This is a genomic window from Thermus sp. LT1-2-5, from assembly GCF_040363165.1.
GTDB lineage: Bacteria > Deinococcota > Deinococci > Deinococcales > Thermaceae > Thermus.
This window is the reverse complement of record NZ_BSRG01000016.1, coordinates 1-23063: the sequence shown is the minus strand read 5'-3', so window position 1 is coordinate 23063 and position 23063 is coordinate 1. Positions and strand designations below refer to the sequence as shown.

The following is a 23063-nucleotide window of genomic DNA, read 5'->3' as shown; positions in this document are numbered from 1 at the left end:
AAGGGGATGGGGGTGTTGGAGGAAGCCCTGGCCCTGTGGCGGGAGGGGCGCTACTTTGAGGTGCACGAGGTCTTGGAAGGGGCCTGGCTTGGGGCCCAAGGGGAGGAGCGGCGCTTTCTTCAGGGCCTCATTCTCCTCGCCGCCGCCCTGCACCAAAGGGCCTTGGGCCAAAGCGGCCTAAGGAACCTGAGGAAGGCGGAAGCCCGGCTAAGGGGCCTTTCCAACCCCTATGCGGGCGTGGACTGGGAGGCGCTTTTGGCGGAGGCCCGGCGTAGACTTGGGGCGTGAACGCTTGGGTGTACGCCTACCGCGGCGGGCTGGTGGAAAACCGACACCGGGTTTCCCTGGCCGTCTTTGGCCGGGAAGGGGTTTTGGCCTACGCCGGGGAGCCGGGCCTGGTGGCTTACCTGCGCTCCTCCGCCAAGCCCTTCCAGGCCCTGGCCCTTTACCTAACGGGGGCTGTGGAGCGCTTTGGTCTGGGGGAAGAGGAGGTGGCCCTGGCCACCGCCAGCCACGACGGCACCGAGGCCCACGTGGCCGTGGCCGCCCGCTTTTTGGCCAAGCTGGGCCTGGGGCCTGAGCACTTGGTCTGCGGGGTTCACCCCCCCTTTTCCAAGGAGGCGAAGCAGGCCCTGGAGCGGGCGGGGCTTTCCCCTACCCCCCTCCACCACAACTGCTCGGGTAAGCACGCCGGCATGCTGGCCGCCGCCTTGGCCTTGGGGGCTTCCGTGGAGGGGTACCACCTGCCCGACCACCCGGTGCAACTCCTGAACCGCAGGACCCTGAGGGAGCTTTCGGGGACCGAGCCCCTTTACGCCATCGACGGCTGCAGCGTGCCCACCTTCGCCCTGCCCCTGGCCCGGGCGGCCCGGGCTTTTTACCTTTTGGCGGCCCCGGAGGAGGCTCCCGAGGCGTATGCGGAGCCTTTAAGAAGGGTGCGGGAGGCCATGCGCCGCCACCCCCACCTGGTGGCGGGGCCGGGGAGCATCGATACCTGGCTCATGGAGCGGCTCCCGGTGGTAGCCAAACGGGGAGCGGATGGCTATTACGGCCTAGCCCTCTTGGAAAGCCCCAAGGGACCCTTGGGCGTGGCCCTCAAGGTGGAGGACGGGGCTACCCAGGCCCGGGAGGTGTTGGTGGTGGCCCTCCTCCGGGCCTTGGGCCTGGACCCCGGCCCAACCCCTTGGGACCGGCCCGAGATCCGGAACCACCGGGGCCTGGGGGTAGGCCACCTCGAGGCCCACCTGACCTTAACCTGGTTCTAGCCGTAGGAGGCTTTGTACGCCTTCGGGTAAGGGCTCTTCCGGGAAAAGGGCCTTGTAGCGCTGGGCTAAGTCTTGGAGCAAGGGGATAAGATTTCTTTCCCGCAGGGCCTCGGGGTAAAGCTCCCGCATCTCGGCCAGGAGGCGTTCCCGGGCCAGGTGCCGCGCCACAAGGAGCGCTTCCCCTTCCAGCCGGGCGGTCTGCCCCCTTCGTAGCCTTTCCGCCTCCTTCCGCACGGCGGGGCTTTCCAGGAGGCGGCGGCAGGTGGGGCAGGGGTGGTGTTCGCTGGGGGCGCCGCAGATGGGGCAGGGGCTTCCCGTCTGGCGGGCGAAGAGGGCCAAGGCGGCCCGGGCCACCCGCTCCCGGAGCTCGGGCGGGGCTTCTTGGGCCAGCTTGAGGGCCTGGCGCGCCGCCTCGGGGTTTTCCGGCGGCTTAGGGGGAGGCGGGGGCGGGGTTTCCAGAGGCCCCACCAGGAAGCGGATCTCCTCCACCGCCCCGGGAAAGCGCTCCTGGTAGCGGCGGAGGAGGGCGAGGCGGCTATAGGCGAGGTGGTGGGCGGTGAGGGGGTCGGCCACCCGCACCAACAGGGTGTTTCCCTCCAGGCCCACCGCCTCGGTGAGCCGGGCGAGCTCTTTGCCCACCACCTCCTTCCAGGCGGCGAGCACAAGCCCGCGCCAAAGCTTTTCCTTCCCCCCCGCTTTCTTTAGGGCCTCGGGCACCAGGTCCTTTACCCGCCAGGGCATAGCACCACCCCTCCTTCCATGGTGCACACGGGGATGCCTTCCGGGGCCCATAGCCCCGCCAAAACCGCCTGGGGAAGCCCTTGGGCGTAGGCCAAGACCGCCTGCCTTCGCGCCTCGTCCAGCTCCTCGCTCCACTCGTCCACCAGGAGGAGGGGAGCTTCCCCGTGGTGCTCCCAAAGGAGGCGGTGCTCCGCTAGCCGCAGGGCTAGGGCCAGGGCCTTGGCCTCCCCCCGGCTGGCGAAGCGGTGGGCGGGGCGGCCCGCCAGGAGGAAGACCAGGTCGTCCCGGTGGGGGCCCACCAGGGTCTGCCCCCGCTCCCGCTCCTCCTCCCGCCGCTCGGCCAACGCTTCCAGGAAGTTCCCCCGCACCGTTTCCTCCAGGATAAGGCCCGCCTCGAGGGGAGCCAGGCTTCGGTGCACCTCCTGGAAAGTGGGCAGAAAACGCTTTAAAAAGCGACGCCGCAAGGCCATGATCTCCTCCCCGTAGCGGGCGAGCTCCCGGTCCCAGGCCTCGAGGCCCTCCCCCCCAACCTTAAGCAGGGCGTTCCGCTGCCTCAGGGCCTTCTCGTAGGCGGAGAGGAGGGCGGTGTAGCGGCGGGAAAACCGCCCGATGAGCCGGTCCAGGAAGCCCCGACGCTCCTCCTTGGCCCCCAGCACCACCTCCACGTCCTCGGGGGAAACCAGCACCGAGCCGGGAAGCTCCCAAAGCGCCTTCAGGCTCACGGCTTTCTCGTTCAAGAAAATCCCCCTTCCTTCGGGGGTGAGGCGCTGTTCCACCCGGAAGACCCCTAGCTCGGTTTCCACCTCGGCAAAAAGCCAAGCCTCCTTTTCCCCAAAGCGCACCAAATCGCCCATGGTGGCCCGCACCTCCCCCCCGAGCACGAGGTGGATGCTCCAAAGGAGCCCCGTCTTCCCCTGGGCGTTTCCCCCCACCAGGGCGAAAAGGCCCTGGGGCGGCCGGAAGGCGGAAAAGGCCAGGTTGCGGAAGTTCCTCTGCCGGAGGAGGAGAAGGCGCATCAGAGCCGCACCCGCCGGAAAAGGGCCGGGAGGAGGAGGAAGGAAAGCGCCAGGAGGCTTGCGCCCAAGAGGTAGGGCCCCTCGGGCAGGAGGCGGTAGAGGCCTGTGCCCAAAAGGGGCCCGAGCATCCGCCCCAGGGCCTGGGCGGCGCTGTTGAGCCCCGCCACGAGCCCTTGCTCCCCCTCCCCCACCGCCAGGGAAAGGGCCGCCGTCACCCCTGGTCCTGCCAAGGCTGCCCCCGCCCCCTGCAGGGCAAGCCCCAGGGCGAGGAGGGGAAAGGTGTGGGCCACCGTCAGGAGGGAAAACCCTAAAATTCCCACGGGAAGCCCTAAAAGGAGGAGGGTCCTGGGGGGCCAGGCGAGCTTCCGCACCAGCACCCCCTGGATGAAGACCGCCACGAGCCCGTAGAGCACCAAGGCCGTCCCCACCGTGCGGGCGGTTTCCACCCCGCTTAAGCCCAAGCGGTCTTGGAAGTAAAAAGCGATGGTCTGCTCCAGGGCCACGCTGGACAGGTTTAGGGCAAAGCCCAGGAGCAAAAGGGGGAAAACCCTCCCGTCCCAAGGGGAAAGCTGGCCTTTGGGCGCCTCCCCTTGGGGGCGGGATTCGGGCAGGACCAGGGCCACAAAGAGGGCGTTGAGAAGCGCCAGCCCGCTGGCGAAGAAGACCGGGGCCAAGAGGCCAAAGACCGCGGCGAGCCCCGCCCCCAGGGCCGGCCCCAGGATCACCGCCAGGCCGAAGGCCGCTCCCAAAAGGGCCATGCCGGAGGTGCGGCTTTCCCGCCCCGTCACGTCCGCCACGTAGGCTTGGGCCGTGGGCAAGGTAGCGGAGCTAAAGGCTCCGCCAAAAAGTCTGGCCAGGAGGAGAAGGGGAAAGAGGAGGCCTGGAGAGAGGAGGCCCCTCTGCCCTAAGAGGGCGAAGAGGCCGAAGAGGAGAAAGCTTAGGGCAAAGCCTAGGATCCCCAAAAGGAGCACCGGCTTTCTACCCCGCTCGCTTCGCCTGCCCCAGTAGGGGGAAAGGAGGAACTGCATGAGGGCGTAGCCCGTGGAGAAGAGGCCCACCTGGACCTCGCTTAGCCCCAGTTCCCGGCCCAGGGGCCCCAGGATAGGGAACAGGAGGGATAGCCCTAGGACGCTATTGAAGAGGGTGAGGAAGAGGAGACCGAGGGCGGACATGGCCTAAAGTTTAGCCGAAGCGGCCGGTGATGTAGGCCTCGGTGTAGGGGTGCTTGGGCTTGGTGAAGAGGAGTTCCGTGGGGCCCTCCTCCACCAAGACCCCGAGGTGCATGAAGAGGGTGCGGTCGGAAACCCGCGCTGCCTGCTGCATATTGTGGGTGACGATGACCACGGTGTAGCGCTCCTTCAGCTCCAGGATCAGGTCCTCGATGGCCTGGGTGGCGATGGGGTCTAGGGCGCTGGTGGGCTCGTCCATGAGGAGGAGAGGGGGCTCCACGGCGATGGCCCGGGCGATGCACAGCCGTTGCTGTTGCCCCCCGGAAAGCCGGAGGCCGCTTTCCTTCTTGAAGCGGTCTTGCACCTCGTTCCAAAGGGCGGCGCGTTTGAGGGCCTCCACCACCCGGTCCTCCAGCTCGCTTCCCCTTACCCCCATGAGCCTTAGGCCGAAGGCCACGTTCTCAAAGATGGTCTTGGGGAAGGGGTTGGGCTTTTGGAAGACCATGCCGATGTGGCGCCGCACCGCCACCGGGTCCACCCGGGGGTCGTAGATGTTCACCCCCTCGTAGCGCACCTCCCCCTCCACCCGCACCCCCGGCACCAGGTCGTTCATGCGGTTCAAGGAGCGCAAAAGGGTGCTCTTGCCGCACCCCGAGGGTCCGATGATGGCCGTGACCCGGTTTTTGGGGAAGCGGACGGAGATATCGAAGAGGGCCTGTTTGGGCCCGTACCAAAGGCTAAGGTGGCGCACGTCCACCAACGCCTCGCTTTCGGGGACGGGGTCCGTGCGCACCGTCTCGTGGCCCTTGAGCATCTCGAGGCTTGCCATTACCATTCCCTCCTAAAGTGGTTGCGCAGGTAGAGCGCCAGGAGATAGAGGACGGAGAGGACCATGAGCATTACCAAAATTCCCGCCGCCGCCACCCGGGCGAACTCCGGCTGGTTCTGGCTGATCCAAAGGTAGATCTGCACCGGGATGACCGTGTACTGGGATAGGGGGCTTGTGGGCATGAAGGGCACGTAGGCCGCTGCCCCCACCAGGAGGAGGGGAGCGGCCTCGCCGATGAGGCGGGCGGCGGAGAGGATCACCCCGGTGACCATGCCCGGCAAGGCTGCAGGCACCACCACCCGGAAGACCACCTGCCGCTTCGTGGCCCCTAGGGCGAAGGCGGCCAGGCGCAGGGACTCGGGCACCGCCCTCAGCGCTTCCCGGGCGGTGACCACGATCACGGGAACGCCCAAAAGCCCCAGGGTGAGGGCGGCGGCCAAGATGGTGGGGCCAAGCCCCATGCCCCGCACGAAGAGGGCCAGGCCCAAAAGCCCGTAGACGATGGAGGGCACCCCCGCCAGGTTGCGCAGGTTCACCTCCAGCACCCGGGAAAACCTTCCTTCCCTTAGGTACTCCTCCAGGAGGATGGCGGTGCCGATGCCTACGGGGATGGCAAGGAGCAGGGCCAAGGAAAGGACCCAGACCGTGCCCCAGATGGCCACCCCGATCCCCGCTGTGAGGGGGGAGCGGGAAGGGGTGCGGGTAAGGAAGGTCTGGTCCAGCCAAGGGTTAAGGACTAGGCGTTCCCCCTCCTTTAGGTTGGCCTTGAGCTCGTTCCAACGCCTTAGGCCCTCGGCCAAGGAAAAGTCCGCCACCCGCTCATCGTAGACCCCGGTGACCACGTAGCGGAAGGGCCCGTCCTGGGTGTTCCACATGAGCTCTACCCGGTTTTGCAGGAAGAGAACCTGCCGCTCCTTGGGGTCTTGCAGGGAAAACGCCACCTCCTCCTCGGTATAGCCCCGGGCCAGGAGGTCTTGCCGCAGGGTTTCCGTGGCGGAAAGGCCAAAGGGGTAGGTCTTGCCCGGGCCCTCGTCCGCCCGCACCACTTGGACGGAGAAGCTCCGGTAGAGGGTGTCGCCCAAGAGGAGGGCCAAAAGGCCTAAGGCCAGGAGGAGGGGAAGGACGAGGGCGCGGGCGAAGACCCGGTCGATGCGGGCTTTCCAGGGGTCCACGCCGAAAGCTTCCGTATGCGCCTTATTCATACCGCTCCCGGTACCGCTCCACCACCCACTGGGCCAGGATGTTGAGGGCCAGGGTGAGGGCAAAGAGGGTAAAGCCCACGGCGAAGAGGGCGTAGTAGGCGGTGGAGCCCGTGGGCTGGTCGCCGGTGGCCGCCTGGACGATGTAGCTGGTCATGGTGGCGATGGTTTCCCGGGGGTCTAGGGTGAGGGCGGGGCGTTGTCCGGCGGCGATGGCCACGATCATGGTCTCGCCCACAGCCCGGCTGGTGGCCAGGATGATGGCGGCGATGATGCCGGAGATGGCGGCGGGGAAGACCACCCTTAGGGCCACCTCGTAGGGTCTTGCGCCCAGGGCGTAGGCCGCTTCGCGGATGGAACGGGGCACCGACTCCATGGCGTCTGAAGCCACATTAGAAATGTAGGGGATGATGGCGAAGCCCATAACCAGGCCGGCGGAGAGGGGATTGAAGATGCTCAGCCCGGGGATCACCCGTTGCAGGAGGGGTGTGACCACCAAAAGGGCGAAGTAGCCGAAGACCACGGTGGGGATGCCTTCGAAGAGCTCCAGGACGCCCTTGACCCGGGCCCGGGTTGCCGACTCTGCGTATTCCGAGAGGTAGATGGCGAGCATGAGCCCCAGGGGCACCGCCACCAGGAGGGCGATGGTGGTGACGAGGAAGGTGCCCGCCAAAAGCGGGGCGATGCCGTAGCGGGGGTTAGCGAAGAGGGGGGTCCACTCGGGGGCGAGGAGGAACTCCGTAAGGGGCACCCGGCGGAAAAACTCCACCACGTCGCCGAGGAGGCTCAGGATGACCCCCAAGGTGGTGAGGAGGGTCACGGAGGAAAGGAGGAGGAGAAGGACGAAGGTAAGTACCTCTGCGGGGTGCCTCGAGGGCCTCTGCTTCAGGATCTCCATGCCTTCCCCATTCTAAAGGGGGTGGGGGCTAGCCCCACCCCCGGTTTTCCTAGGGTTCTACTTGAGCTCCTTCTTCAGGTCCTCCACGAACTTGGAAAGGGGCGTGCCCGCGGGCAAGTCCATGAAGAAGGTACCCGTCTTCTTCCGCTTCACCAGCTCCTGGCCGATCTGGTAAGCCTCGGTGGGAAGCTCGATGTACCCCGTGGAGCGGATAGCCCTCCGGGCAGCCGGGGAGAGGTAGAAGTCCACAAAGTCGCGCACCTCCTTCCGGTCCAGGCTCTTGACGTTCACGTAGATGAAGAGGGGCCGGGCCAGGGGTTGGTAGGTGCCGTTGAGGACGCTTTCACGGCCAGGTTCCACGCACCCCTTGCCGTGGTCTATCGCCACCGCCTTCACCTTGTCCTTGTTCTCCTCGTAGTAGGCTACCCCCAGGAAGCCCATGGCGTAGGGGTCCCCAGCCACGCCCCGGATGGTGACGTTGTCGTCCTCCGTGGGTTGGTAGTCCGTGCGGATGGCCTTGGCCTTGCCGACGATGGCCTCGGTGAAGTAGTCGAAGGTGCCGGAGTCTGCCCCCGCCCCGAAGAGCCTTAGGGGTTGGTTGGGCCAGTTGGGCCGGATCTGGTTCCAGCGGGTGATCTTGGAGCCCGGCTCCCAGATGGCCTTGAGCTCGGAGGTCTTCAGGCAGGTGGCCCAGGTGTTCTTGGGGTTCACGATCACGGTGAGGGCGTCGTAGGCCACGGGGATTTCGATGAAGGCGATGCCGTTTTCCTGGCAGACCTTAAGCTCCTCGGGCGTGATGGGGCGGCTGGCGTTTTGGATGTCCGTTTCCCCCCGGCAGAACTTCTTGAACCCACCCCCGGTACCGGAGAAGGCCACCACCACCTTCACCCCGGGGTTTCGGGCGGTGAACTCCTCCGCCACTGCCTGGGTGATGGGGTATACGGTGGAGGAGCCGTCCGACCGCACCACCTGCTGCGCTAGGGCCGCACTCGCCAGGGCCAACACCACAAGACCGATTGCTTTCCGCATCCTAACCTCCCTCCCGCACTCTGCCAGGCCTTTGTCAGGAGAAGGTCAGGGCGGGGGCTTCCAGGTCAAGCCCCGCCAGGTTGTAAAGCCCCCGGCGGATCACCGCCCCGCCCAGAAGCCTTTCCCCCTGATAGAAGACAGCGCTTTGCCCCGGGGTGACGGCGAAGACGGGTTCCTGGAAGCGGAGGCGCAAGGGGTTTAGGGACTCCACCCGGGCCCGCACGGGGGGCGTGCGGTAGCGCACCTGCACCTCCACCTCCTCGGGAAGCTCGGCCAGGAGGTTCAGGCTTTCCCCTTCCAGGCCCTGCCACAAGGTGGCCTCCTTAGGCCCCACGTAGACGAGGTTAGCCTGGGGATCCAGCCCCACCACGTACCGCTCCAGGTGGGGCTTGAAGAGGCCGAGCCCCTTCCGCTGCCCCAGGGTGTAGAGGCTTGCCCCCTGGTGCTCCCCCACCACCTCCCCCGTGAGGGCGTCCACCACGGGTCCGGGGCGGGTCTTGAGCCGGCTTTGCAGGAACTCCCTTAGGTCCCCCGCCACGAAGCAAAGGTTCTGGCTTTCCGGCTTCTTGGCTGTGGGCAGGCCCGCCCGTTCCGCCAAGGCCCGCACCTCGGGCTTGGTGAGGTGCCCCACGGGGAAGAGAAGGTGGGGAATGGCCTCCTTGGGGGTGCCCCAGAGGAAGTAGGTCTGGTCCTTCCTGGGGTCCAGGCCCCGGAGGACGGCTTCCCCCTCCTTGCGCACGTAGTGCCCCGTGGCCACGTAGTCCAGGCCGAGCCTCCTTGCCTGTTGGAGGAGGGCCCCGAACTTCACGTGGGTGTTGCAGCGGGCGCAGGGGTTGGGGGTGCGCCCCTGGGCGTAGTCCTGGAGGAAGGGCTGGATGATTTCCTCCTCAAAGACCTCGCGGTAGTCCAGGAGGTAGAAGGGGATGCCAAGGAGCTCCGCCACCCGCCTGGCCTCGTAGGCGGCGTCGGGGGTGCAGCAGCTCTCCCAGGCCCTGGGCGTTCCCCCCTCCAGGCGCACGGGGGGCAGGTCGGGCCAGAAGCGCATCATGGCCCCCACCACCTCGTAGCCCGCCTCCTTCAGGAGAAGGGCGGCCACGGAGGAGTCCACCCCCCCGGACATGGCCACCAGGACCCGCTTCATGCCACCACCTTTTCCCCTAGGGCCGCCTCGGTGCTCCGGATGGCCACCTCCACCATCTCCGGGGTGGGCTCCGCCACGGTGAGGGCCTGGAAGCGGAAGCCAAGCTCCCTCAGAAGGCGGGAAAGGGGATCGTTGTGCCGGGCGGAAAAGTAAAGGAGCTCAAAGGCCAAGGCCGCCACCACCGGCAGGAAGAGGACCCGGGCCAAAAGCCGCCACCAGAGGACCTCTGGGGCTGGAATGAAGCTGTAAACCAGGACCGACACCACGATCACAAAGGCGATAAACGTGGTGCCGCACCGGGGATGGAAGCGGGGCTGGGCCAGGACGTTTTCCACCGTGAGGGGAAGGCCCTTCTCGTAGGCGTGGATGGCCTTGTGCTCCGCCCCGTGGTACATGAAGAAGCGCTGGATTTCCGGCATGCGGCCGATGAGGCGGAGGTAGCCCAGAAGGATCCCCACCTTGAGGAGGCCCGCCAGGCCGTTGTAGAGCACGGGGTGGCGGCTTGGGTCCAGGAAAAGCCCCGCAAGGAAGCCGGGCAGGACGATGAACAGGGCGATGCCCAAAAGGAGGCTGAAGGCCACGGTGCCCCAAAGGGCCCCCTTGGGCACCTCCTCCTCCCCGGCGAGCTCGGCGCTCCGGGCCAGGGCGCGGTAGCTCACGGAAAGGGCGTCGAAGAGGGCCACCACCCCCCGGAGGAGGGGGAGGCGGGCGAAGGGGTAGCGCTCGGTGAGGGCGGGCTCCTCGTGCCGCTCCACGTGGATTTCTCCGTTCTTGAGCCGCACCGCCAGGGCCCAGGCCCACGGGGCCTTCATCATCACGCCCTCGAGGGCCGCAGCCCCCCCCAAAGCCGCCTGCTTGGCCAAAAGCAAGAAGCGCATCCTTCCCATTCTGCCACGGGCGGCGTGGTATAACCCTAGGCGTGATTACCCTAAGCGCTAGCCAGGCTACGCTTTCGGAAGCGGCAGCTCCCTTGAAGGTGGCTTTCGTGCAAAAAGGAGCCCTCCTGCCCCAGGGGGAAGCCCTGGACGCCCGCTTGGGCGGGCTTTTGCGCCGGGCCTGGGAGGGGGCGGGGCTTAAGGGGGAGGCGGGGGACCACCTCCTCCTGGCCACGCCCGAAGGGCACGTCCTCCTCTTCGCCCTGGAGGAGGACCGTAGGGCCACCGGGGGCCGGCTGGCCCAGGCCCTGGCCCGGCTTTCCTTCCCCCTTGTTTTGGTGGAGGGGGTGGGGGAGGCCTACCCCTTGGCGGAGGGGCTTTACCTGGGGGCCTACCGCTACACCCGCCACAAGACGCAAAAAGAGGAAAAGCCCCTTACCCTAGAGCTTTCCGGTGCCCGGCCTGAGGATTTGGAGCGGGCGAGGAAGGTGGCGGAGGGGGTCTACTTCGCCCGCGACCTGGTGAACGAGCCCCCGAACCTCCTCACCCCCGAGGCCCTGGCGGAGGCGGCCCTTTCCCTGAAGGCGCTCGGGGTGGAGGTGGAGGTGTTGGAGGAAGAGGCCATCCGGGCCTTGGGTATGGGGGCCTTCTTGGCGGTGGCGCAGGGTTCGGAGAACCCGCCCCGCTTCCTCCACCTCCGCTACCGCCCGGAAGGGGCCAAGGAGAGGCTGGACCTGGTGGGGAAGGGCCTCACCTTCGACTCCGGGGGCTACTCCTTAAAGCCCACGGAGAGCATGGCCACCATGAAGTCGGACATGGCGGGGGCGGCGGCGGTGCTCGGGGCCTTTAAGGGGGCCGCTCTTTTGGGTCTTCCCCTGGAGCTTCGGGGCTACATCGCCGCCTGCGAGAACCTGATCTCGGGCCGGGCTTACCGGGTGGGGGACGTGCTCAAGACCCTTTCCGGCAAGACCGTGGAGGTGATGAACACCGACGCCGAGGGCCGCCTCACCCTGGCGGACGCCTTGGCCTTCGCCGAGCGCCAAGGGGCCGAGCGCATCCTGGAGCTTTCCACCCTCACGGGCTCGGCGGTGGTGGCTTTGGGGGAGGAGGTGGCGGCGTTTTTCGCCACGGAGGAGGGCTTTGGGGAAAAGGTGCGCCGGGCGGCGGAGGAGGCTGGGGAAAAGGTCTGGCCCATGCCCTTGGAACGGTCCTACCGCGAGAAGCTCAAAAGCGCCGTGGCCGACCTGAAGAACGTGGGGGACCGCAACGGGGGCGCCATCACCGCCGCCCTCTTCCTGGCGGAGTTCGTCACCGTGCCCCTGGTGCACCTGGACATCGCAGGGCCGGCCTTTGCCCGCAGGGCCCACGCCCTGGGGCCGGAAGGGGGAACAGGTTTTGGCGTGCGCACCATTCTGCGCCTGGCCGAGTCCTTGGCCCAAGGGTAAAAAGGGGCCCGGGGGAACCCCCGGGCCCTTAGGTAATCCCCCTTAGCCCTGGCAGTCGGGGCATTTCCCCCTAAATTCCAGGCGGAAGCCTTCCAGGGCCCAGCCCGTGCGTTCGGCCGCCGCCTTGAGGGCGGGCTCGAGGTCCAGCTCGGGAAGATTCTTCAAAAGGAGGTCTTCCACCTTACCGCAAGAGGTGCAGACCAGGTGCACGTGGGGCTCGTTGTAGCCGTCGTAGCGGGTGTAGCCCCTAGGGTCCTTGAACTCGTGGATAAGGCCATGGTTGCGCAACATGTTCAGGTTTAGGTAGACCGTGGAGAGGCCGATGTCGTAGCCCCGCTTCTTCAGGCCCTGGTACAGTTCCTCTGGGGTGGGGTGGACGTTCTTGCGGTCCAGAAAGCTCAGAATCCGTTCCCTGGGGAGGGTATGTCGTAGTCCAACCGCCTTTAGCCGCGCCCGGTAGTTTTCCTTTTCCTTGGTCCTTGGCATGGCTCCTCCTTCCTCACAATTCCAGTATACATAGGGCATGTGCAAATGCAACACTTGAGAGAAGTCAAGGGTGTAAACTTGGCGTTTATGTCCCGTAGCTTTCTGCTGGAGGGCCGAGCCGGGGCTTTTTCTATTAGTTTGAGAAAGGTGAGCTGCGGCCGCAAGCTCGAACCGGGGTATAATGGGGCTACCGTGGAGCGGCCCATCTACCGCGTTCTGCACCTGGTTTTTGCCCTGGGGGTGGCCCATGCCCTGTTCCTTTTGGGGCAGGAGGGGGTGCGGGCCTACCGCTTGGCCCAGGAAAGGGCTAGGCTAGAGGAGGCCCTTTCCCGGGCCGAGGCCCGGGTGGCCGCGCTCAAGACGGAGCTTACCGCAACCCAGGACCCCGCCCACCTCGAGGCCCTGGCCCGCAGGCTCGGCCTGGTGCGCCCCGAGGAGACGCTGAAACGGCGATGAGGGAAGACCCGGCCCACCTGCTCTTGGAAGACGAGGCCCTGACCGACGGCCTCACCGACGAGGAGGCGGAAACCCTCCTCTCTTGGCTTTTGGACCTGGCCCACGAGGCGAGTCCTGCCCAGCTCGCCCACCTGAGGCGGCTGGGCCACGAGATCACTCGCCTTTCCCGGGACTACGGCGTGCCCGTGGAGGAGCTCATCGGCCTGGTGGAACTGAGCTGGGGGGAGGCGGAACCTCCGGGCCTCCAGGCCTAAAGGACCAGGGCTTTGAGGAGCTCCCGCACCTCCTCGAGGCGGGGCGGGGGCGGGCTTTGGCGGTAGATGAGGGACACCTGCAAGGCCGCCTCCTCGGCCAGGGGCTTGAGCACCGTGCCCGGGTGGGGGAAGACCCGATAGGGGGCCAGGGTGAGGTGGACCCCCACCCCGGCGGCCACCAAGCTCACCGCCTGGGGGAAGCGGACCACCTCCCGGGCCACCTTGGGGGTAAACCCCGCCCGGCGGAAGACCTCCATGAAGGCCTCGTGCAAAGGGGGCAGGGCCTCTTTGGGCAGGAGCAGGAAGGGCTCGTCCCTCAGGGCGGCGAGGGGCACCCGCTCTTCCCGGGCCAGGGGGTGGCTTTCCGGGAGGAGGACCACCAAGGGCACCTTGAGGAGGGGCTCCTCTCCGATGGCAGGGTCGGCCACCCTGAGCCCAGCGAGGCCGTAGTCCAGCCTTCCTTCCCGCAGGGCCTTCACCTGCTCCGGGGTGTGCATCTCCAGGACCTCCACCGCCTGGCCTAGCCCCCGGCGCAGGTGGTCCAAAAGGGGCATGAGGTCGGGAAGCAGGTTTTCCGGTACCCCGAAGCGGAGGGCCTGCCAGCCCGCCCGGCGCACCCGTTCCTTGAGCGCCTCCACCTCTTGGAGGAGGCGGCTTCCCTCCTCCTTGAGCACCTCCCCCGCCGGGGTGAGGCGGAAGGGCTTCCTGTCCAATAGCCGCACCCCAAGCTCCTGTTCCAGGGCTTTTATCTGCTGAGAAAGGGCAGGCTGGGAGAGGTAAGCCCGCTCCGCCGCCCGGTGGAAGTTTCCCTCCTCCGCCAGCACGAGGAAGAGCCGTAACCGGCGCAGGTTCATGATAAGAAAATCCTATCACTCATATCCCGCCTTTCTATTGGACAAGCCGCCTCCTTTGCCCCAGACTGGGGAATGAGTCGGTGTAGTGTAGTTGGCCGCCAAAAGGGGGAAGCATGACGGAGCGCGCGCTGAGGGAAGCCTGGATGGCCCTATCCGAGGAGGAACGGGCCCGCTTCCTGGAGGTGGAAAACCGGGAGTGGCTGGAGTCCTTGGAGTACGTCCTCCGGGTGGAGGGCTTTGAGCGGGTGGAGGAGCTTTTGCGCCTTTTGGACGAGTACCTTTACCTGCAGGGGTACTTCCCGCAAAACCGCCTCTCCACCCCCTACCTGAACACCATCCCCAAGGAGAAGGAACCGCCTTACCCGGGGGATCTGGAGCTGGAACGGCGCATCGTCAACATCCTGCGCTGGAATACTGCCATGATGGTGGCCCGGGCCAACCAGAAGGCGGACGGCATCGGGGGGCACATCTCCACCTACGCCTCCATCGCCGAGCTTTTTGAGGTGGGGTTCAACCACTTCTTCCGGGGGCCGGAGGCGGGGCTGGACCGGGACTTGGTTTTCTTCCAGGGGCACGCCTCGCCCGGCATCTACGCCCGGGCCTTCTTGGAAGGGCGGCTTAAAGAGGCGGACCTGGAGAACTTCCGCCGGGAGGTACACCCTCCGGTACCGGAGGGGCGGGGGCTTTCCAGCTACCCCCACCCCTGGCTCATGCCGGATTTCTGGGAGTTCCCCACGGTTTCCATGGGTCTCGGTCCCATCCAGGCCATCTACCAAGCCCGCTTCATGCGCTACCTGGAGGACCGCGGCCTAAAGCCCAAAAGCTCCGCCAAGGTCTGGGCTTTCCTGGGGGACGGGGAGCACGACGAGCCCGAAACCGTGGGGGCCTTGCACCTCGCTGCCCGGGAGAACCTGGACAACCTGGTCTTCGTGGTGAACTGCAACCTCCAGCGCTTGGACGGGCCCGTGCGGGGCAACTCCAAGATCATCCAGGAGCTGGAAAGGCTGTACCGGGGGGCGGGCTGGCGGGTGATCAAGATCGTCTGGGGCTCCGCCTGGGACGAGCTCATCGCCAAGGATAAGGAAGGCCACCTCCTCCGCCGCTTCGAGGCCTTGGTGGACGGGGAGAGCCAGCGCTACGCCGCCTTTGGGGGGAAAGAGCTTAGGGAGCGCTTCTTCAACACCCCAGAGCTCAAGCGGCTCATCGAGGGGATGACGGACGAGGAGCTCACCGAGCTTACCCGGAGCCGGGGGGGGCACGACCTCAAGAAGATCCACGCCGCTTACAAGATGGCGGTGGAGCACAAGGGAAGCCCCGTGGTCATCCTGGCCCGCACCATCAAGGGGTACGGCATGGGGCCCACGGCCATGGCCAAGAACGTGGCCCACCAGGTGAAGAAGCTCACGGAGGAGGACCTCAAGGAGGCGCGGGCCTTTTTGGGCATCCCCATCCCCGAGGAGAAGCTCAAGGACCTTCCCTACTACCACCCCGGGGAGGACGCCCCCGAGGTGCGCTACCTCAAGGAAAGGCGCAAGGCCTTGGGCGGCTTCCTCCCCGAGCGTCGGGTGCGCTTCAAGGGGGGCCTCGAGGTGCCGGGGGAGGACTTCTTCCAGGAGTTCTACGAGGGCTCGGGCGGGCGGGAGATCTCCACCACCATGGCCTTCGTGCGCATCCTGGCCAAGCTCCTCCGCCACCCTTCCATCGGCAAGCTCATCGTGCCCATCGTCCCCGACGAGGCCCGCACCTTCGGCATGGAGGCCCTGATCGCCCAGGTGGGCGTCTACTCCCCCCAGGGGCAGCTCTACATCCCCGTGGACGCCGGCACCCTCACCGCCTACAAGGAGAGCCGGGAGGGGCAGATCCTGGAGGAGGGGATCACTGAGGCCGGGGCCATGGCGGACTTCATCGCCGCCGGCACCGCCTACGCCCACTGGGGCATCCCCACCATCCCCTTCCTCATCACCTACTCCATGTTCGGCCTGCAACGGGTGGGGGACCTGGTCTGGGCCGCCGCCGACCAGCGCACGCGGGGCTTCCTCCTTGGGGCCACCGCCGGGCGCACCACGCTTCTGGGCGAAGGGCTGCAGCACCAAGACGGCCAAAGCCACCTCTATGCCCTGGCCGCCCCCAACCTCCTGGCCTACGACCCCGCCTTCGCCTACGAGTTCGCCGTGATCCTGGAGGACGGCCTAAGGCGCATGTACGGGAAGGGGGAGGACGTCTTCTACTACATCACCATAGAAAACGAGAACTACGTCCACCCCCCCATGCCCGAGCCCCGGGATAGGGTAAAGGAGGGCATCCTCAAGGGGCTCTACCTCTTCCAAAAGGGGGAGGGGAAAGGCCCCAGGGTGCAGCTGTGGGGCGCAGGGCCCATCCTGCCCCAGGCCATCCAGGCCCAAGAGCTTTTGGCCCGCTATGGCGTGGTGGCGGATGTCTGGAGCGCCACCAGCTACAAGGCCCTTTACTACGACGCCATCGAGGCGGAACGGGAAAGGAGGCTTCTGGGCCAGGCGCGGAAGCCCTACGTGCAGGCGGCCTTGGAAGGGCACGAGGGTCCGGTGGTGGCGGCCACGGACTACCTCAAGGCCCTGCCCAACCTGGTGCGGGACTACGTGGGCCGCCCCTTCTGCGCCCTGGGCACCGACGGCTTTGGCCGCTCGGATACCCGGGAGGCCCTCCGGGACTTCTTTGAGGTGGACGCCCGGCACATCGCCTACGCCGCCTTGGCCCTGCTCCACGAGGAGGGCAAGGTGGGGGCTGAGGTCTTGGCGAAGGCGCGGGCGGAGCTCGGCCTTAAGCTAGAGGAAGTGCCGCCCCACCGGCGCTAGGAGGCCAGGCATGGAACTCAAGCTTCCCGAACTGGGCGACAACGTGAGCGCAGCCACGGTGGTGGGGGTTCTGGTCAAGGAGGGCGACCGCATAACCCCCGGCCAGCCGGTTTTGGAGTTGGAAACGGACAAGGCGGTGATGGAGGTGCCCGCGGAGGCGGGCGGGGTGGTGCAGCGGGTGCTGGTGAAGGTGGGGGACGAGGTGCGCCCGGGCCAGCCCTTCTTGGAGCTGGCGAAGGAAACGGGGGAGGCCCCCGCCAGGGCGGCGGAGGCGCTCTCCGAGGCGGCGCCGCCCGCCCCTTCTGCGAAGGCGGAGCCGCAAGCCCTCGAGGCCCCTTCCCCAGGGGCGCCGAGGCCCGAGCCGCAAAAGGCTTCTCCTCCCGAGGAGCGCCGCCTCATCCCCGCCGCCCCCTCCATCCGGCGGCTTGCCCGGGAGCTCGGGGTGGACCTCACGGGGGTGCGGGGCACGGGCCTCGCCGGGCGCATCACCGAGGAGGACGTGCGCCGGGCGGCGGGGCTTCTGGAGGGGCCCAAGGAGGTGGCCGTCCCTGCCCCCAGGCTCCCCGACTTCGCCAAGTGGGGCCCGGTGCGCACCGAGCCCATGAGCGGGGTGCGCAAGGCCACCTTACGGGCCATGGCCCAGGCCTGGGCCCAGGTGCCCATGGTCACCCACTTCGACGAGGCGGACATCACCGAGCTGGAGGCCTTGCGCAAGCGCTACGCCAAGAAGGCGGAGGAAAGGGGCTTCCGCCTCACCCTCACCGCCTTCCTCCTCAAGGCCCTGGCCCTCACCCTCAAGGCCTTCCCCAAGTTCAACGCCTCCATAGATGCGGAAAAGGCCGAGATCATCTACAAGGACTACGTCCACATCGGCGTGGCGGTGGACACGCCCCACGGGCTTCTGGTCCCGGTGATCCGGAACGTGGACCAGAAGGGGGTCCTGCGCCTGGCCCAGGAGCTCCAGGAGGTTTCCGAACGGGCGAGGGAACGGAAGCTTGCCCCCGAGGAGATGCAGGGGGGGACCTTCAGCCTCTCCAACCTGGGGGGGATTGGCGGGGTGGGCTTCACCCCCATCGTCAACTGGCCCGAGGTGGCCATCCTTGGGGTTTCCCGCTCCCAGATGAAGCCGGTTTGGGATGCGGAACAAGAGGCCTTTGTGCCGCGGCTCGTCATGCCCTACGGCCTAACCTACGACCACCGTCTTATCGACGGGGCGGAGGCCGCCCGTTTCTGCCGCCACCTGGCGGGGCTTTTGGAGGACCCCTTGGGCCTGGCCCTGGAGTGAGGGTTCTCGTGTAGTATGGGAAAGTATGCGCGTCATCGTGGTGGGAACCCGGGGCAGCGCCCTCGCCCTGGCCCAGACCCGGTGGGTGGTGGAGCGCCTCAAGGAGAGCTGGCCCGAGGCGGAGTTTAAGGTCAAGACGGTGAAGACCCGGGGGGACCAGGGGGCGGACCCCAAGGAGCAGGCCATCTTCGTCAAGGAGCTCCAGGAGGCCCTGCTCTCCCGGGAGATCGACATCGCCGTGCACTCGCTCAAGGACCTGCCCACGGAGGAACCCCCCGGCCTCAAGCTCGCCGCCATCCCTCGGCGGCAGGACCCCCGGGACGTCTTTTTGGGCAAGACCTACAAGCGCCTGGAGGACCTGCCCAAGGGGGCGGTGGTGGGCACCAGCTCCGTGCGCCGCAAGGCCCAGCTTTTGGCCCATCGGCCCGATTTGGTGGTGAAGGACCTAAGGGGCAACGTGGACACCCGCCTGGCCGCCTTGGGTAACGGGGAGTATGACGGCATCATCCTGGCGGCGGCGGGGCTTTTGCGCCTGGACCTTAGGAACCGCATCGACCAGTTTCTGGAGCCCGAGGTGATGCTCCCCGCCCCCGGCCAAGGGGCCTTGGCCCTAGAGGTGCGGCAGGGGGACGATTTGGCGGAGGAGCTTTGCTACGCCCTCCACCACCACCCCTCCCACGACCGGGTGCGGGCGGAGCGGGCCTTTTTGCGGGGCCTGGGGGCGGGTTGCCTGGCCCCTGTGGGGGCCTTGGCCCAGGTAGCGGAGGACGGCACCTTGGTCCTCGAGGGGGGGCTTTTCTCCCCCGACGGCAAGAGCTTCATCCGGGCGGAGATCGAGGGGGATGCCTCCGAGGCGGAGGAGCTCGGCCTGGAGCTAGCCCAGGACGTTTTGGAGCAGGGGGGCCGGGAGATCCTCGCCCAAACCCGAGCGGTTTAGTGGGGTTTGGGGTATAGTGGGGCTGATGGCGCTGAAGCGTTTGACCCGCCAGCGCAAGGCCATTCTGGAGGTGGTGCGGCAAGCCCACCACCACCCCGACGCCGCCTGGATCTACCAGGAGGTGCGTAAGGTGGTGCCCAAGGTGAGCTTGGGCACCATTTACCGCACCCTCGAGGCCCTGGTGGCGGAGGGCTACCTGGTGCCCATCACCAAGGCGGGGGAGGCCACCCGGTACGACGCCAACCTCCACCCCCACCTGCACCTCATCTGCGAGGCCTGCGGGGCCATCGTGGACCTGGAGGTGGACCTTCCCGACCTGGTGGCCTTGGCCCGGGAGGCCCACCCCGGGGTGGAGGTGCGGGAGGCCGAGGTCACCTTCAGAGGGCTTTGCCCCACCTGCAAGGCGGCCCCCAAGGGCTAGATGGACCCTTTGGCCTGGCTCTACGCCCGCCAGGGGGTGGTGACCCTGGGCCTGGAGCGGATCCGGGCCCTCCTCGCCCGCCTGGGCCACCCCCAGGAGGCCTACCCCGTGGCCCTGGTGGGGGGAACGAACGGGAAGGGCACCGCAGCCCGGGCTCTGGCGGCCATCCTGGAGGAGGCGGGCTTTAGGGTGGGGCTTTACACCAGCCCCCACCTGGTGGACTTCCGGGAGCGCATCGCCCTCCAGGGAAAGCCCATTGCCCAAGACCGCCTCCACGCCCTCCTGGAGGAGGTCCGCCCCCACGCCGAGGCCGTGGGGGCGAGCTTCTTCGAGGCGGCCACCGCCTTGGCCCTCCTCCACTTCGCCCGGGAGGGGGTGGGGTTCGCCGTCCTCGAGGTGGGCCTTGGGGGGCGCCTGGACGCCACCAACGCCGCCGAGCCCGTCCTCTCCCTCGTCACCAACATCGGGCACGACCACCTGGAGGTCCTGGGCCCCACCTTAAAGGACGTGGCCCGGGAGAAGGCGGGGATTTTCCGCCCGGGCATCCCCGCCCTCACCGCCGCCCGGGGGGAGGGCCTGGAGGAGCTCAAGGCCCAGGCGCAGGCCCGGGGCACGCCCCTTTGGGTCCTGGGGGAGGACTTTCACCTGGAAGGGGTGGCCCCCACCCCCACGGGCCTCGCCTTCACCGTGGTCCTGAGGGGGGAGGCGCATCCCCTCCAGGCCCCCCTCCTGGGCCCTCACCAGGCGGAGAACCTGGCCCTGGCAGCGGTGGCGGGGAAGCTTTTGGGGGCGGGATGGGAGGCCATAGGGAGGGGCCTTGCCCGCACGGAAAACCCGGGCCGCCTGGAGAGGCTTTTCCTGGGGGGGAAAGAGCTCGTTCTAGACGGGGCCCACAACCCCGAGGGCGCCCTGGCCTTGCGGGAGGCCCTCCGCTTCCACGGCCTCCTGCCCGCCGCCTTCGTCCTCGCCTTCACCAGGGGCAAGGCCCACGCCCCCATGGCGGAGGCCCTTAGGGGCCTGGGCCCCGTGGTCCTCACCCGCTACGCCTCCCCCCGCGCGGAGGACCCCAAGGCCCTCCTCCCCCTCTTCCCCGAAGCGGTGGTGGAGGAGGACCCCTTGCGGGCCTTGGAGCGGGCCTGGGCCTGGGAGGGCCGGGTGGTGGTGGCGGGAAGCCTCTACCTGGTGGGGGAGGTAAAGCGGCGCCTTAGCGGCCTGCCCCCCGAGGAGCGCCTTCAGTGACGAACTCCCGGATCCTCTCCGCCGCCCGGAGGAGCTCCGGTAGGGGCCGCACCAGGGCGATGCGGATAAAACCCCTCCCCCCAGGGCCGAAGCCTCGGCCCGGGGCCACGGCCACGCCCTGCTCCACCAGACGGAGGGCGAAGTCCAGGTCGTCCTGCCCTTCCGGGAGCCTCCCCCAAAGGTACATGGTGGCCTTGGGCGGGAGGAGCTCCAGGACGCCCCCTAGGGCCCTGGCCATCCCCAAGGCCCTTTCCCGGTACACCTGGGCGAAGCCTTGGGTCAGTTCCCTGGGGGTCTTGAGGGCCTCCACCCCCATGCGCAGGATGCCGGCGTAGGGGTTGAAGTCTATGACCCCCTTCACCCGCTCTAGCCTTGCCATGGCCTCCTCGCTTCCCAGGGCGAAGCCCAAGCGGAAGCCCGCCAGGTTGTAGCTCTTGGAGAGGGAGAAGAGCTCCACTACCCGCTCCTTGGCCCCGGGGAGGGCCAGGGGGGAAGGGGCCTCCCCCTCGTAGACCTGGTCCACGTAGGGGTTGTCGTGGATGAGCCAGAGGCCGTGTTTTCGCGCCAAGGCTAGGGCTTCTTCAAAGTAATCCCAGCCCGCCACCGCCCCCGTGGGGTTGTTGGGGTAGTTGAGGAGGAGGATTTTGGCCTTCTGCCATACCTCCTCCGGCACCTTGGCGAGATCCGCCAGGCCGTCTTGGCGCAAGGGGATGAGGAAAGTCTGCAAGGAGGCCACCTGGGCTGCGCCGAAGTAGCTGGGATAGGCCACCTCGGGGAGGAGGAGGAGGTCGCCCGGCTCTGTGAGGGCGAAAAGGTGGTGGGCGAGGCCCTCTTGGCTCCCGATGAGGGCAAGGGCCTCCCGCTTGGGGTCTAGGGCGACCCCATAGCGCCCTTGGTACCAGGCGGTGGCGGCCTCCAAAAAGGGCAGGGTGCAGCTTTTAAGGCAGTAGCCGTAGGTTTTGGGGTCCGAGAGGGCCTCCCGGAGGGCCTTTAGGGGGGCCTCGGGGGGCAAGAGGTCCGTGGAGCCGATGGAGAGGTCTATAAGTTCAAGGCCCCTTTCCCGGGCCCTTCGCTTGGCCTCGTCCACCACCAGGAAGACGGAAGGCTCCGGCACCCTACTCATGGTGCCCCTCCTTCCAGGCCTTGCCCGTGACCAGGCTTAGGGCGTGGGGAAGCACGGGGAGGACGGCCTCCAAGGACTCCCTGGCCCCTTTGGGGCTTCCGGGGAGGTTGAGGATGAGGGTTTTTCCCCTCACCCCCGCCACCCCCCGGGAGAGGGCGGCCATGGGGGTCTTCTCCAGGCCCTTGAGGCGCATGAGCTCGGGTAGGCCCGGCACCTCCCTTTCCAAGACCTCCCGGGTGGCCTCGGGGGTCCTGTCCCGGGGGGAAAGGCCCGTGCCCCCATTGGTGAGGATAAGGTCCACGCTTTCCCGGTCCGCCCAAAGCCGGAGCACCTTCTTGATCATGGGGGGTTCGTCGGGCACCACCTCGTAGGCCACCACCTCGTAGGGCCCTCCCTTTAGGGCTTCCCGCAGGGCCAGATGGGTGGTGTCCTCCCGCTCGCCCCGGAAGCCCTTGTCGGAAACCGTGAGGATGCCCACGCGGAACATTAGGCCTATCCTACCCTAAAGGCCTCCTGGAGGAGGGCCCGTGCGTAGGCAAGGGTTTCCTCTAGGGCCCTTTCGTCCAGGCGGGCGAAGGTGTCCGTGGGCCAGTGCCAGTCGGGGGGTACGCCCCCCTCCAACCGGATGAGGGTGAGGGTGGGAAAGCCTTTCTGGGCCAGGGGCAAGGCGTCGAAGTAGGCCAGGCGGTAGCGGAGGGGTTGGGCCCCTGGGGTGTTGCGGGCGGCCTCTAGCAGGGGCCCCCGGTAGGGAACGTAGCGGAGCATGCCCTCACCCTCCACGTAGAAGAGCGCTCCCCGGCCCACGTTGTCCAGGTTGAGGACAAGGGCCCCGTGGGGCAGGTGGCGGGCCAGGGCCTTGGCCCCCAAGGCCCCCACCTCCTCGCACCCGGTGAGGGCAAGGCCAAGCCGCCACCCTTTGGGGGGGTCGGTGGTGAGGAAGAGGGCCGTGGCCACCGCCACGCCGCTGGCGTTGTCGTTGGCGCCCTCCACGTAAGGGGCCTCGAGCTCCCGGTACAGGAGAAGCCCCGCCTGGACCAGGAAGTAAAGGCCCAGGGGCCACTTCAAAGGGGTAAGGGCGAGGAGGGGGCTTAGGAAGGCCAAGGCGGCGTTGAGGAGGAAGTTTGCCCGAAAGGCCCGCACCCGCCTCGGGTGGTAGAGGAAAAAGGTCTTGGCGGTGTCCACGTGGGCCATGAGGACCAGGGCCTTTTCCCCTTGTCCCTTCCAGGCCAAAAGGTTCTGCGAGGGATAGCGGTCCAGGAGGAAGCCCCAGGGGCGTTGGCCGCTGAAGTAGAGGAAAAAACCCAGGGCTCCCAGGAGGGGGAGGATGGGGGAGAGGGGGCTTAGGGCAAGGAGGAGGCTGAGGGTGAGGAGTTCCGGGCCATAGCTCCTCACCCCGCGGAAGGGGAGGGTTTCCGCAGGGATGCCCTTCTCCGCCAAGAAGGCCTTTACCGACATTCCGCACCCCTCTCCCTTGGCCTTAGGATTTTGGGATGGAAACCACACCCAACCTACAGGTGTACGACCTGGGCCACCTGGGCCTGGTGGCCAGCATCCTGGATCAGATAGGACT

General features: G+C 67.4%; 24 protein-coding genes. 10 read left to right on the top strand and 14 right to left on the bottom strand.

The window, feature by feature from the left end; all coding sequences use genetic code 11:
- The first annotated feature begins 6 nt into the window (after window positions 1-6).
- Together ABXG85_RS11130 and ABXG85_RS11125 are read left to right on the top strand one after the other, a co-directional pair.
- On the top strand, window positions 7-288 hold the full coding sequence (locus ABXG85_RS11130) for a DUF309 domain-containing protein (protein ID WP_353513703.1): 282 nt from the start codon (window positions 7-9) through the stop codon (window positions 286-288).
- A complete protein-coding gene (locus tag ABXG85_RS11125) occupies window positions 285-1265 on the top strand; it encodes an asparaginase (protein ID WP_353513702.1) in 981 nt (326 codons plus the stop codon). The genes ABXG85_RS11130 and ABXG85_RS11125 overlap by 4 nt, the downstream gene beginning before the upstream one ends.
- Here ABXG85_RS11125 and ABXG85_RS11120 read toward each other — a convergent pair.
- The 9 genes from ABXG85_RS11120 to ABXG85_RS11080 are packed head-to-tail and all read right to left on the bottom strand — an operon-like array spanning window position 1251 to window position 10165.
- Window positions 1251-2006: a DciA family protein gene (locus tag ABXG85_RS11120; RefSeq protein WP_353513701.1), complete on the bottom strand. Its 756-nt coding sequence runs from the start codon at window positions 2004-2006 to the stop codon at window positions 1251-1253. The two genes, ABXG85_RS11125 and ABXG85_RS11120, sit on opposite strands and share 15 nt — an antisense overlap.
- Complete coding sequence (gene recF, locus ABXG85_RS11115; protein ID WP_353513700.1) at window positions 1991-3022, bottom strand: DNA replication/repair protein RecF; 1032 nt, start codon at window positions 3020-3022, stop codon at window positions 1991-1993. The genes ABXG85_RS11120 and recF overlap by 16 nt, the downstream gene beginning before the upstream one ends.
- Window positions 3022-4194 (bottom strand): MFS transporter, encoded by a 1173-nt coding sequence (locus ABXG85_RS11110; protein WP_353513699.1) that lies wholly within the window; start codon window positions 4192-4194, stop codon window positions 3022-3024. The genes recF and ABXG85_RS11110 overlap by 1 nt, the downstream gene beginning before the upstream one ends.
- Before the next feature lie 10 nt (window positions 4195-4204).
- On the bottom strand, window positions 4205-5020 hold the full coding sequence (pstB, locus tag ABXG85_RS11105) for a phosphate ABC transporter ATP-binding protein PstB (RefSeq protein WP_353513698.1): 816 nt from the start codon (window positions 5018-5020) through the stop codon (window positions 4205-4207).
- On the bottom strand, window positions 5020-6222 hold the full coding sequence (pstA, locus tag ABXG85_RS11100) for a phosphate ABC transporter permease PstA (RefSeq protein WP_353513697.1): 1203 nt from the start codon (window positions 6220-6222) through the stop codon (window positions 5020-5022). Before pstA ends, pstB begins: the two co-directional genes overlap by 1 nt.
- Window positions 6215-7117: a phosphate ABC transporter permease subunit PstC gene (gene pstC / locus ABXG85_RS11095; protein WP_353513696.1), complete on the bottom strand. Its 903-nt coding sequence runs from the start codon at window positions 7115-7117 to the stop codon at window positions 6215-6217. Before pstC ends, pstA begins: the two co-directional genes overlap by 8 nt.
- Window positions 7118-7174: 57 nt before the next feature.
- Window positions 7175-8146, bottom strand: a complete 972-nt coding sequence (locus tag ABXG85_RS11090) for a PstS family phosphate ABC transporter substrate-binding protein (protein WP_353513695.1) — start codon at window positions 8144-8146, stop codon at window positions 7175-7177.
- A 34-nt stretch (window positions 8147-8180) separates the two neighbouring features.
- Complete coding sequence (mnmA, locus tag ABXG85_RS11085; protein WP_353513694.1) at window positions 8181-9287, bottom strand: tRNA 2-thiouridine(34) synthase MnmA; 1107 nt, start codon at window positions 9285-9287, stop codon at window positions 8181-8183.
- Window positions 9284-10165, bottom strand: coding sequence for a DUF1385 domain-containing protein (locus tag ABXG85_RS11080; RefSeq protein WP_353513693.1), 882 nt, complete (start codon window positions 10163-10165; stop codon window positions 9284-9286). The genes mnmA and ABXG85_RS11080 overlap by 4 nt, the downstream gene beginning before the upstream one ends.
- 41 nt (window positions 10166-10206) lie before the next feature.
- On the opposite strand from ABXG85_RS11080, the gene ABXG85_RS11075 reads away from it, so the two are divergent.
- The gene (locus tag ABXG85_RS11075; RefSeq protein ID WP_353513692.1) at window positions 10207-11607 is read left to right on the top strand and encodes a leucyl aminopeptidase; all 1401 of its coding nucleotides are present in this window, start codon (window positions 10207-10209) and stop codon (window positions 11605-11607) included.
- 42 nt (window positions 11608-11649) lie between these two features.
- Here the strand turns inward: ABXG85_RS11075 and ABXG85_RS11070 are convergent, their stop codons facing one another.
- A complete protein-coding gene (locus ABXG85_RS11070; RefSeq protein WP_353513691.1) occupies window positions 11650-12093 on the bottom strand; it encodes a Fur family transcriptional regulator in 444 nt (147 codons plus the stop codon).
- A gap of 192 nt (window positions 12094-12285) precedes the next feature.
- On the opposite strand from ABXG85_RS11070, the gene ABXG85_RS11065 reads away from it, so the two are divergent.
- Both ABXG85_RS11065 and ABXG85_RS11060 read left to right on the top strand, forming a co-directional pair.
- Window positions 12286-12549, top strand: coding sequence for a septum formation initiator family protein (locus ABXG85_RS11065; RefSeq protein WP_353513690.1), 264 nt, complete (start codon window positions 12286-12288; stop codon window positions 12547-12549).
- The gene (locus tag ABXG85_RS11060) at window positions 12546-12803 is read left to right on the top strand and encodes a hypothetical protein (RefSeq protein WP_353513689.1); all 258 of its coding nucleotides are present in this window, start codon (window positions 12546-12548) and stop codon (window positions 12801-12803) included. The genes ABXG85_RS11065 and ABXG85_RS11060 overlap by 4 nt, the downstream gene beginning before the upstream one ends.
- Here the strand turns inward: ABXG85_RS11060 and ABXG85_RS11055 are convergent.
- Entirely contained in the window at window positions 12800-13657 is an 858-nt protein-coding gene (locus ABXG85_RS11055) for a LysR family transcriptional regulator (protein ID WP_353513688.1), read from the bottom strand. The genes ABXG85_RS11060 and ABXG85_RS11055 overlap by 4 nt on opposite strands.
- Before the next feature lie 113 nt (window positions 13658-13770).
- Between ABXG85_RS11055 and aceE the strand changes: the two genes are divergently transcribed.
- Genes aceE through ABXG85_RS11030 form a run of 5 tightly spaced genes read left to right on the top strand, consistent with a single transcriptional unit; the run spans window position 13771 to window position 20370 of the window.
- Complete coding sequence (gene aceE / locus ABXG85_RS11050; RefSeq protein WP_353513687.1) at window positions 13771-16488, top strand: pyruvate dehydrogenase (acetyl-transferring), homodimeric type; 2718 nt, start codon at window positions 13771-13773, stop codon at window positions 16486-16488.
- A gap of 10 nt (window positions 16489-16498) precedes the next feature.
- Complete coding sequence (locus ABXG85_RS11045; protein WP_353513686.1) at window positions 16499-17773, top strand: 2-oxo acid dehydrogenase subunit E2; 1275 nt, start codon at window positions 16499-16501, stop codon at window positions 17771-17773.
- A 25-nt stretch (window positions 17774-17798) separates the two neighbouring features.
- Entirely contained in the window at window positions 17799-18710 is a 912-nt protein-coding gene (gene hemC, locus ABXG85_RS11040) for a hydroxymethylbilane synthase (protein WP_353513685.1), read from the top strand.
- 25 nt (window positions 18711-18735) lie between these two features.
- Window positions 18736-19131, top strand: coding sequence for a manganese-dependent transcriptional regulator PerR (gene perR / locus ABXG85_RS11035; RefSeq protein WP_353513684.1), 396 nt, complete (start codon window positions 18736-18738; stop codon window positions 19129-19131).
- Window positions 19132-20370, top strand: a complete 1239-nt coding sequence (locus ABXG85_RS11030; RefSeq protein WP_353513683.1) for a bifunctional folylpolyglutamate synthase/dihydrofolate synthase — start codon at window positions 19132-19134, stop codon at window positions 20368-20370. It abuts the gene before it with no gap.
- Here the strand turns inward: ABXG85_RS11030 and ABXG85_RS11025 are convergent.
- The 3 genes from ABXG85_RS11025 to ABXG85_RS11015 are packed head-to-tail and all read right to left on the bottom strand — an operon-like array spanning window position 20336 to window position 22948.
- On the bottom strand, window positions 20336-21493 hold the full coding sequence (locus ABXG85_RS11025; protein ID WP_353513682.1) for an aminotransferase class I/II-fold pyridoxal phosphate-dependent enzyme: 1158 nt from the start codon (window positions 21491-21493) through the stop codon (window positions 20336-20338). The two genes, ABXG85_RS11030 and ABXG85_RS11025, sit on opposite strands and share 35 nt — an antisense overlap.
- On the bottom strand, window positions 21486-21980 hold the full coding sequence (locus ABXG85_RS11020) for a MogA/MoaB family molybdenum cofactor biosynthesis protein (RefSeq protein ID WP_353513681.1): 495 nt from the start codon (window positions 21978-21980) through the stop codon (window positions 21486-21488). Before ABXG85_RS11020 ends, ABXG85_RS11025 begins: the two co-directional genes overlap by 8 nt.
- Window positions 21981-21985: 5 nt before the next feature.
- Window positions 21986-22948 carry a M28 family metallopeptidase gene (locus tag ABXG85_RS11015; RefSeq protein ID WP_353513680.1) on the bottom strand — a complete coding sequence of 321 codons (963 nt, stop codon included), beginning with the start codon at window positions 22946-22948 and terminating at the stop codon, window positions 21986-21988.
- Window positions 22949-23063 lie beyond the last annotated feature (115 nt).

Coding starts and splice junctions, on each gene's coding strand:
- ABXG85_RS11130 (WP_353513703.1), top strand. CDS start 7: ATGGGGGTGTTGGAGGAAGCCCTGGCCCTGTGGCGGGAGGGGCGCTAC.
- ABXG85_RS11120 (WP_353513701.1), bottom strand. CDS start 2,006: ATGCCCTGGCGGGTAAAGGACCTGGTGCCCGAGGCCCTAAAGAAAGCG.
- recF (WP_353513700.1), bottom strand. CDS start 3,022: ATGCGCCTTCTCCTCCTCCGGCAGAGGAACTTCCGCAACCTGGCCTTT.
- ABXG85_RS11110 (WP_353513699.1), bottom strand. CDS start 4,194: ATGTCCGCCCTCGGTCTCCTCTTCCTCACCCTCTTCAATAGCGTCCTA.
- pstB (WP_353513698.1), bottom strand. CDS start 5,020: ATGGCAAGCCTCGAGATGCTCAAGGGCCACGAGACGGTGCGCACGGAC.
- pstA (WP_353513697.1), bottom strand. CDS start 6,222: ATGAATAAGGCGCATACGGAAGCTTTCGGCGTGGACCCCTGGAAAGCC.
- pstC (WP_353513696.1), bottom strand. CDS start 7,117: ATGGAGATCCTGAAGCAGAGGCCCTCGAGGCACCCCGCAGAGGTACTT.
- ABXG85_RS11090 (WP_353513695.1), bottom strand. CDS start 8,146: ATGCGGAAAGCAATCGGTCTTGTGGTGTTGGCCCTGGCGAGTGCGGCC.
- mnmA (WP_353513694.1), bottom strand. CDS start 9,287: ATGAAGCGGGTCCTGGTGGCCATGTCCGGGGGGGTGGACTCCTCCGTG.
- ABXG85_RS11080 (WP_353513693.1), bottom strand. CDS start 10,165: ATGCGCTTCTTGCTTTTGGCCAAGCAGGCGGCTTTGGGGGGGGCTGCG.
- ABXG85_RS11070 (WP_353513691.1), bottom strand. CDS start 12,093: ATGCCAAGGACCAAGGAAAAGGAAAACTACCGGGCGCGGCTAAAGGCG.
- ABXG85_RS11060 (WP_353513689.1), top strand. CDS start 12,546: ATGAGGGAAGACCCGGCCCACCTGCTCTTGGAAGACGAGGCCCTGACC.
- ABXG85_RS11055 (WP_353513688.1), bottom strand. CDS start 13,657: ATGAACCTGCGCCGGTTACGGCTCTTCCTCGTGCTGGCGGAGGAGGGA.
- aceE (WP_353513687.1), top strand. CDS start 13,771: ATGACGGAGCGCGCGCTGAGGGAAGCCTGGATGGCCCTATCCGAGGAG.
- ABXG85_RS11045 (WP_353513686.1), top strand. CDS start 16,499: ATGGAACTCAAGCTTCCCGAACTGGGCGACAACGTGAGCGCAGCCACG.
- hemC (WP_353513685.1), top strand. CDS start 17,799: ATGCGCGTCATCGTGGTGGGAACCCGGGGCAGCGCCCTCGCCCTGGCC.
- perR (WP_353513684.1), top strand. CDS start 18,736: ATGGCGCTGAAGCGTTTGACCCGCCAGCGCAAGGCCATTCTGGAGGTG.
- ABXG85_RS11030 (WP_353513683.1), top strand. CDS start 19,132: ATGGACCCTTTGGCCTGGCTCTACGCCCGCCAGGGGGTGGTGACCCTG.
- ABXG85_RS11025 (WP_353513682.1), bottom strand. CDS start 21,493: ATGAGTAGGGTGCCGGAGCCTTCCGTCTTCCTGGTGGTGGACGAGGCC.
- ABXG85_RS11020 (WP_353513681.1), bottom strand. CDS start 21,980: ATGTTCCGCGTGGGCATCCTCACGGTTTCCGACAAGGGCTTCCGGGGC.
- ABXG85_RS11015 (WP_353513680.1), bottom strand. CDS start 22,948: ATGTCGGTAAAGGCCTTCTTGGCGGAGAAGGGCATCCCTGCGGAAACC.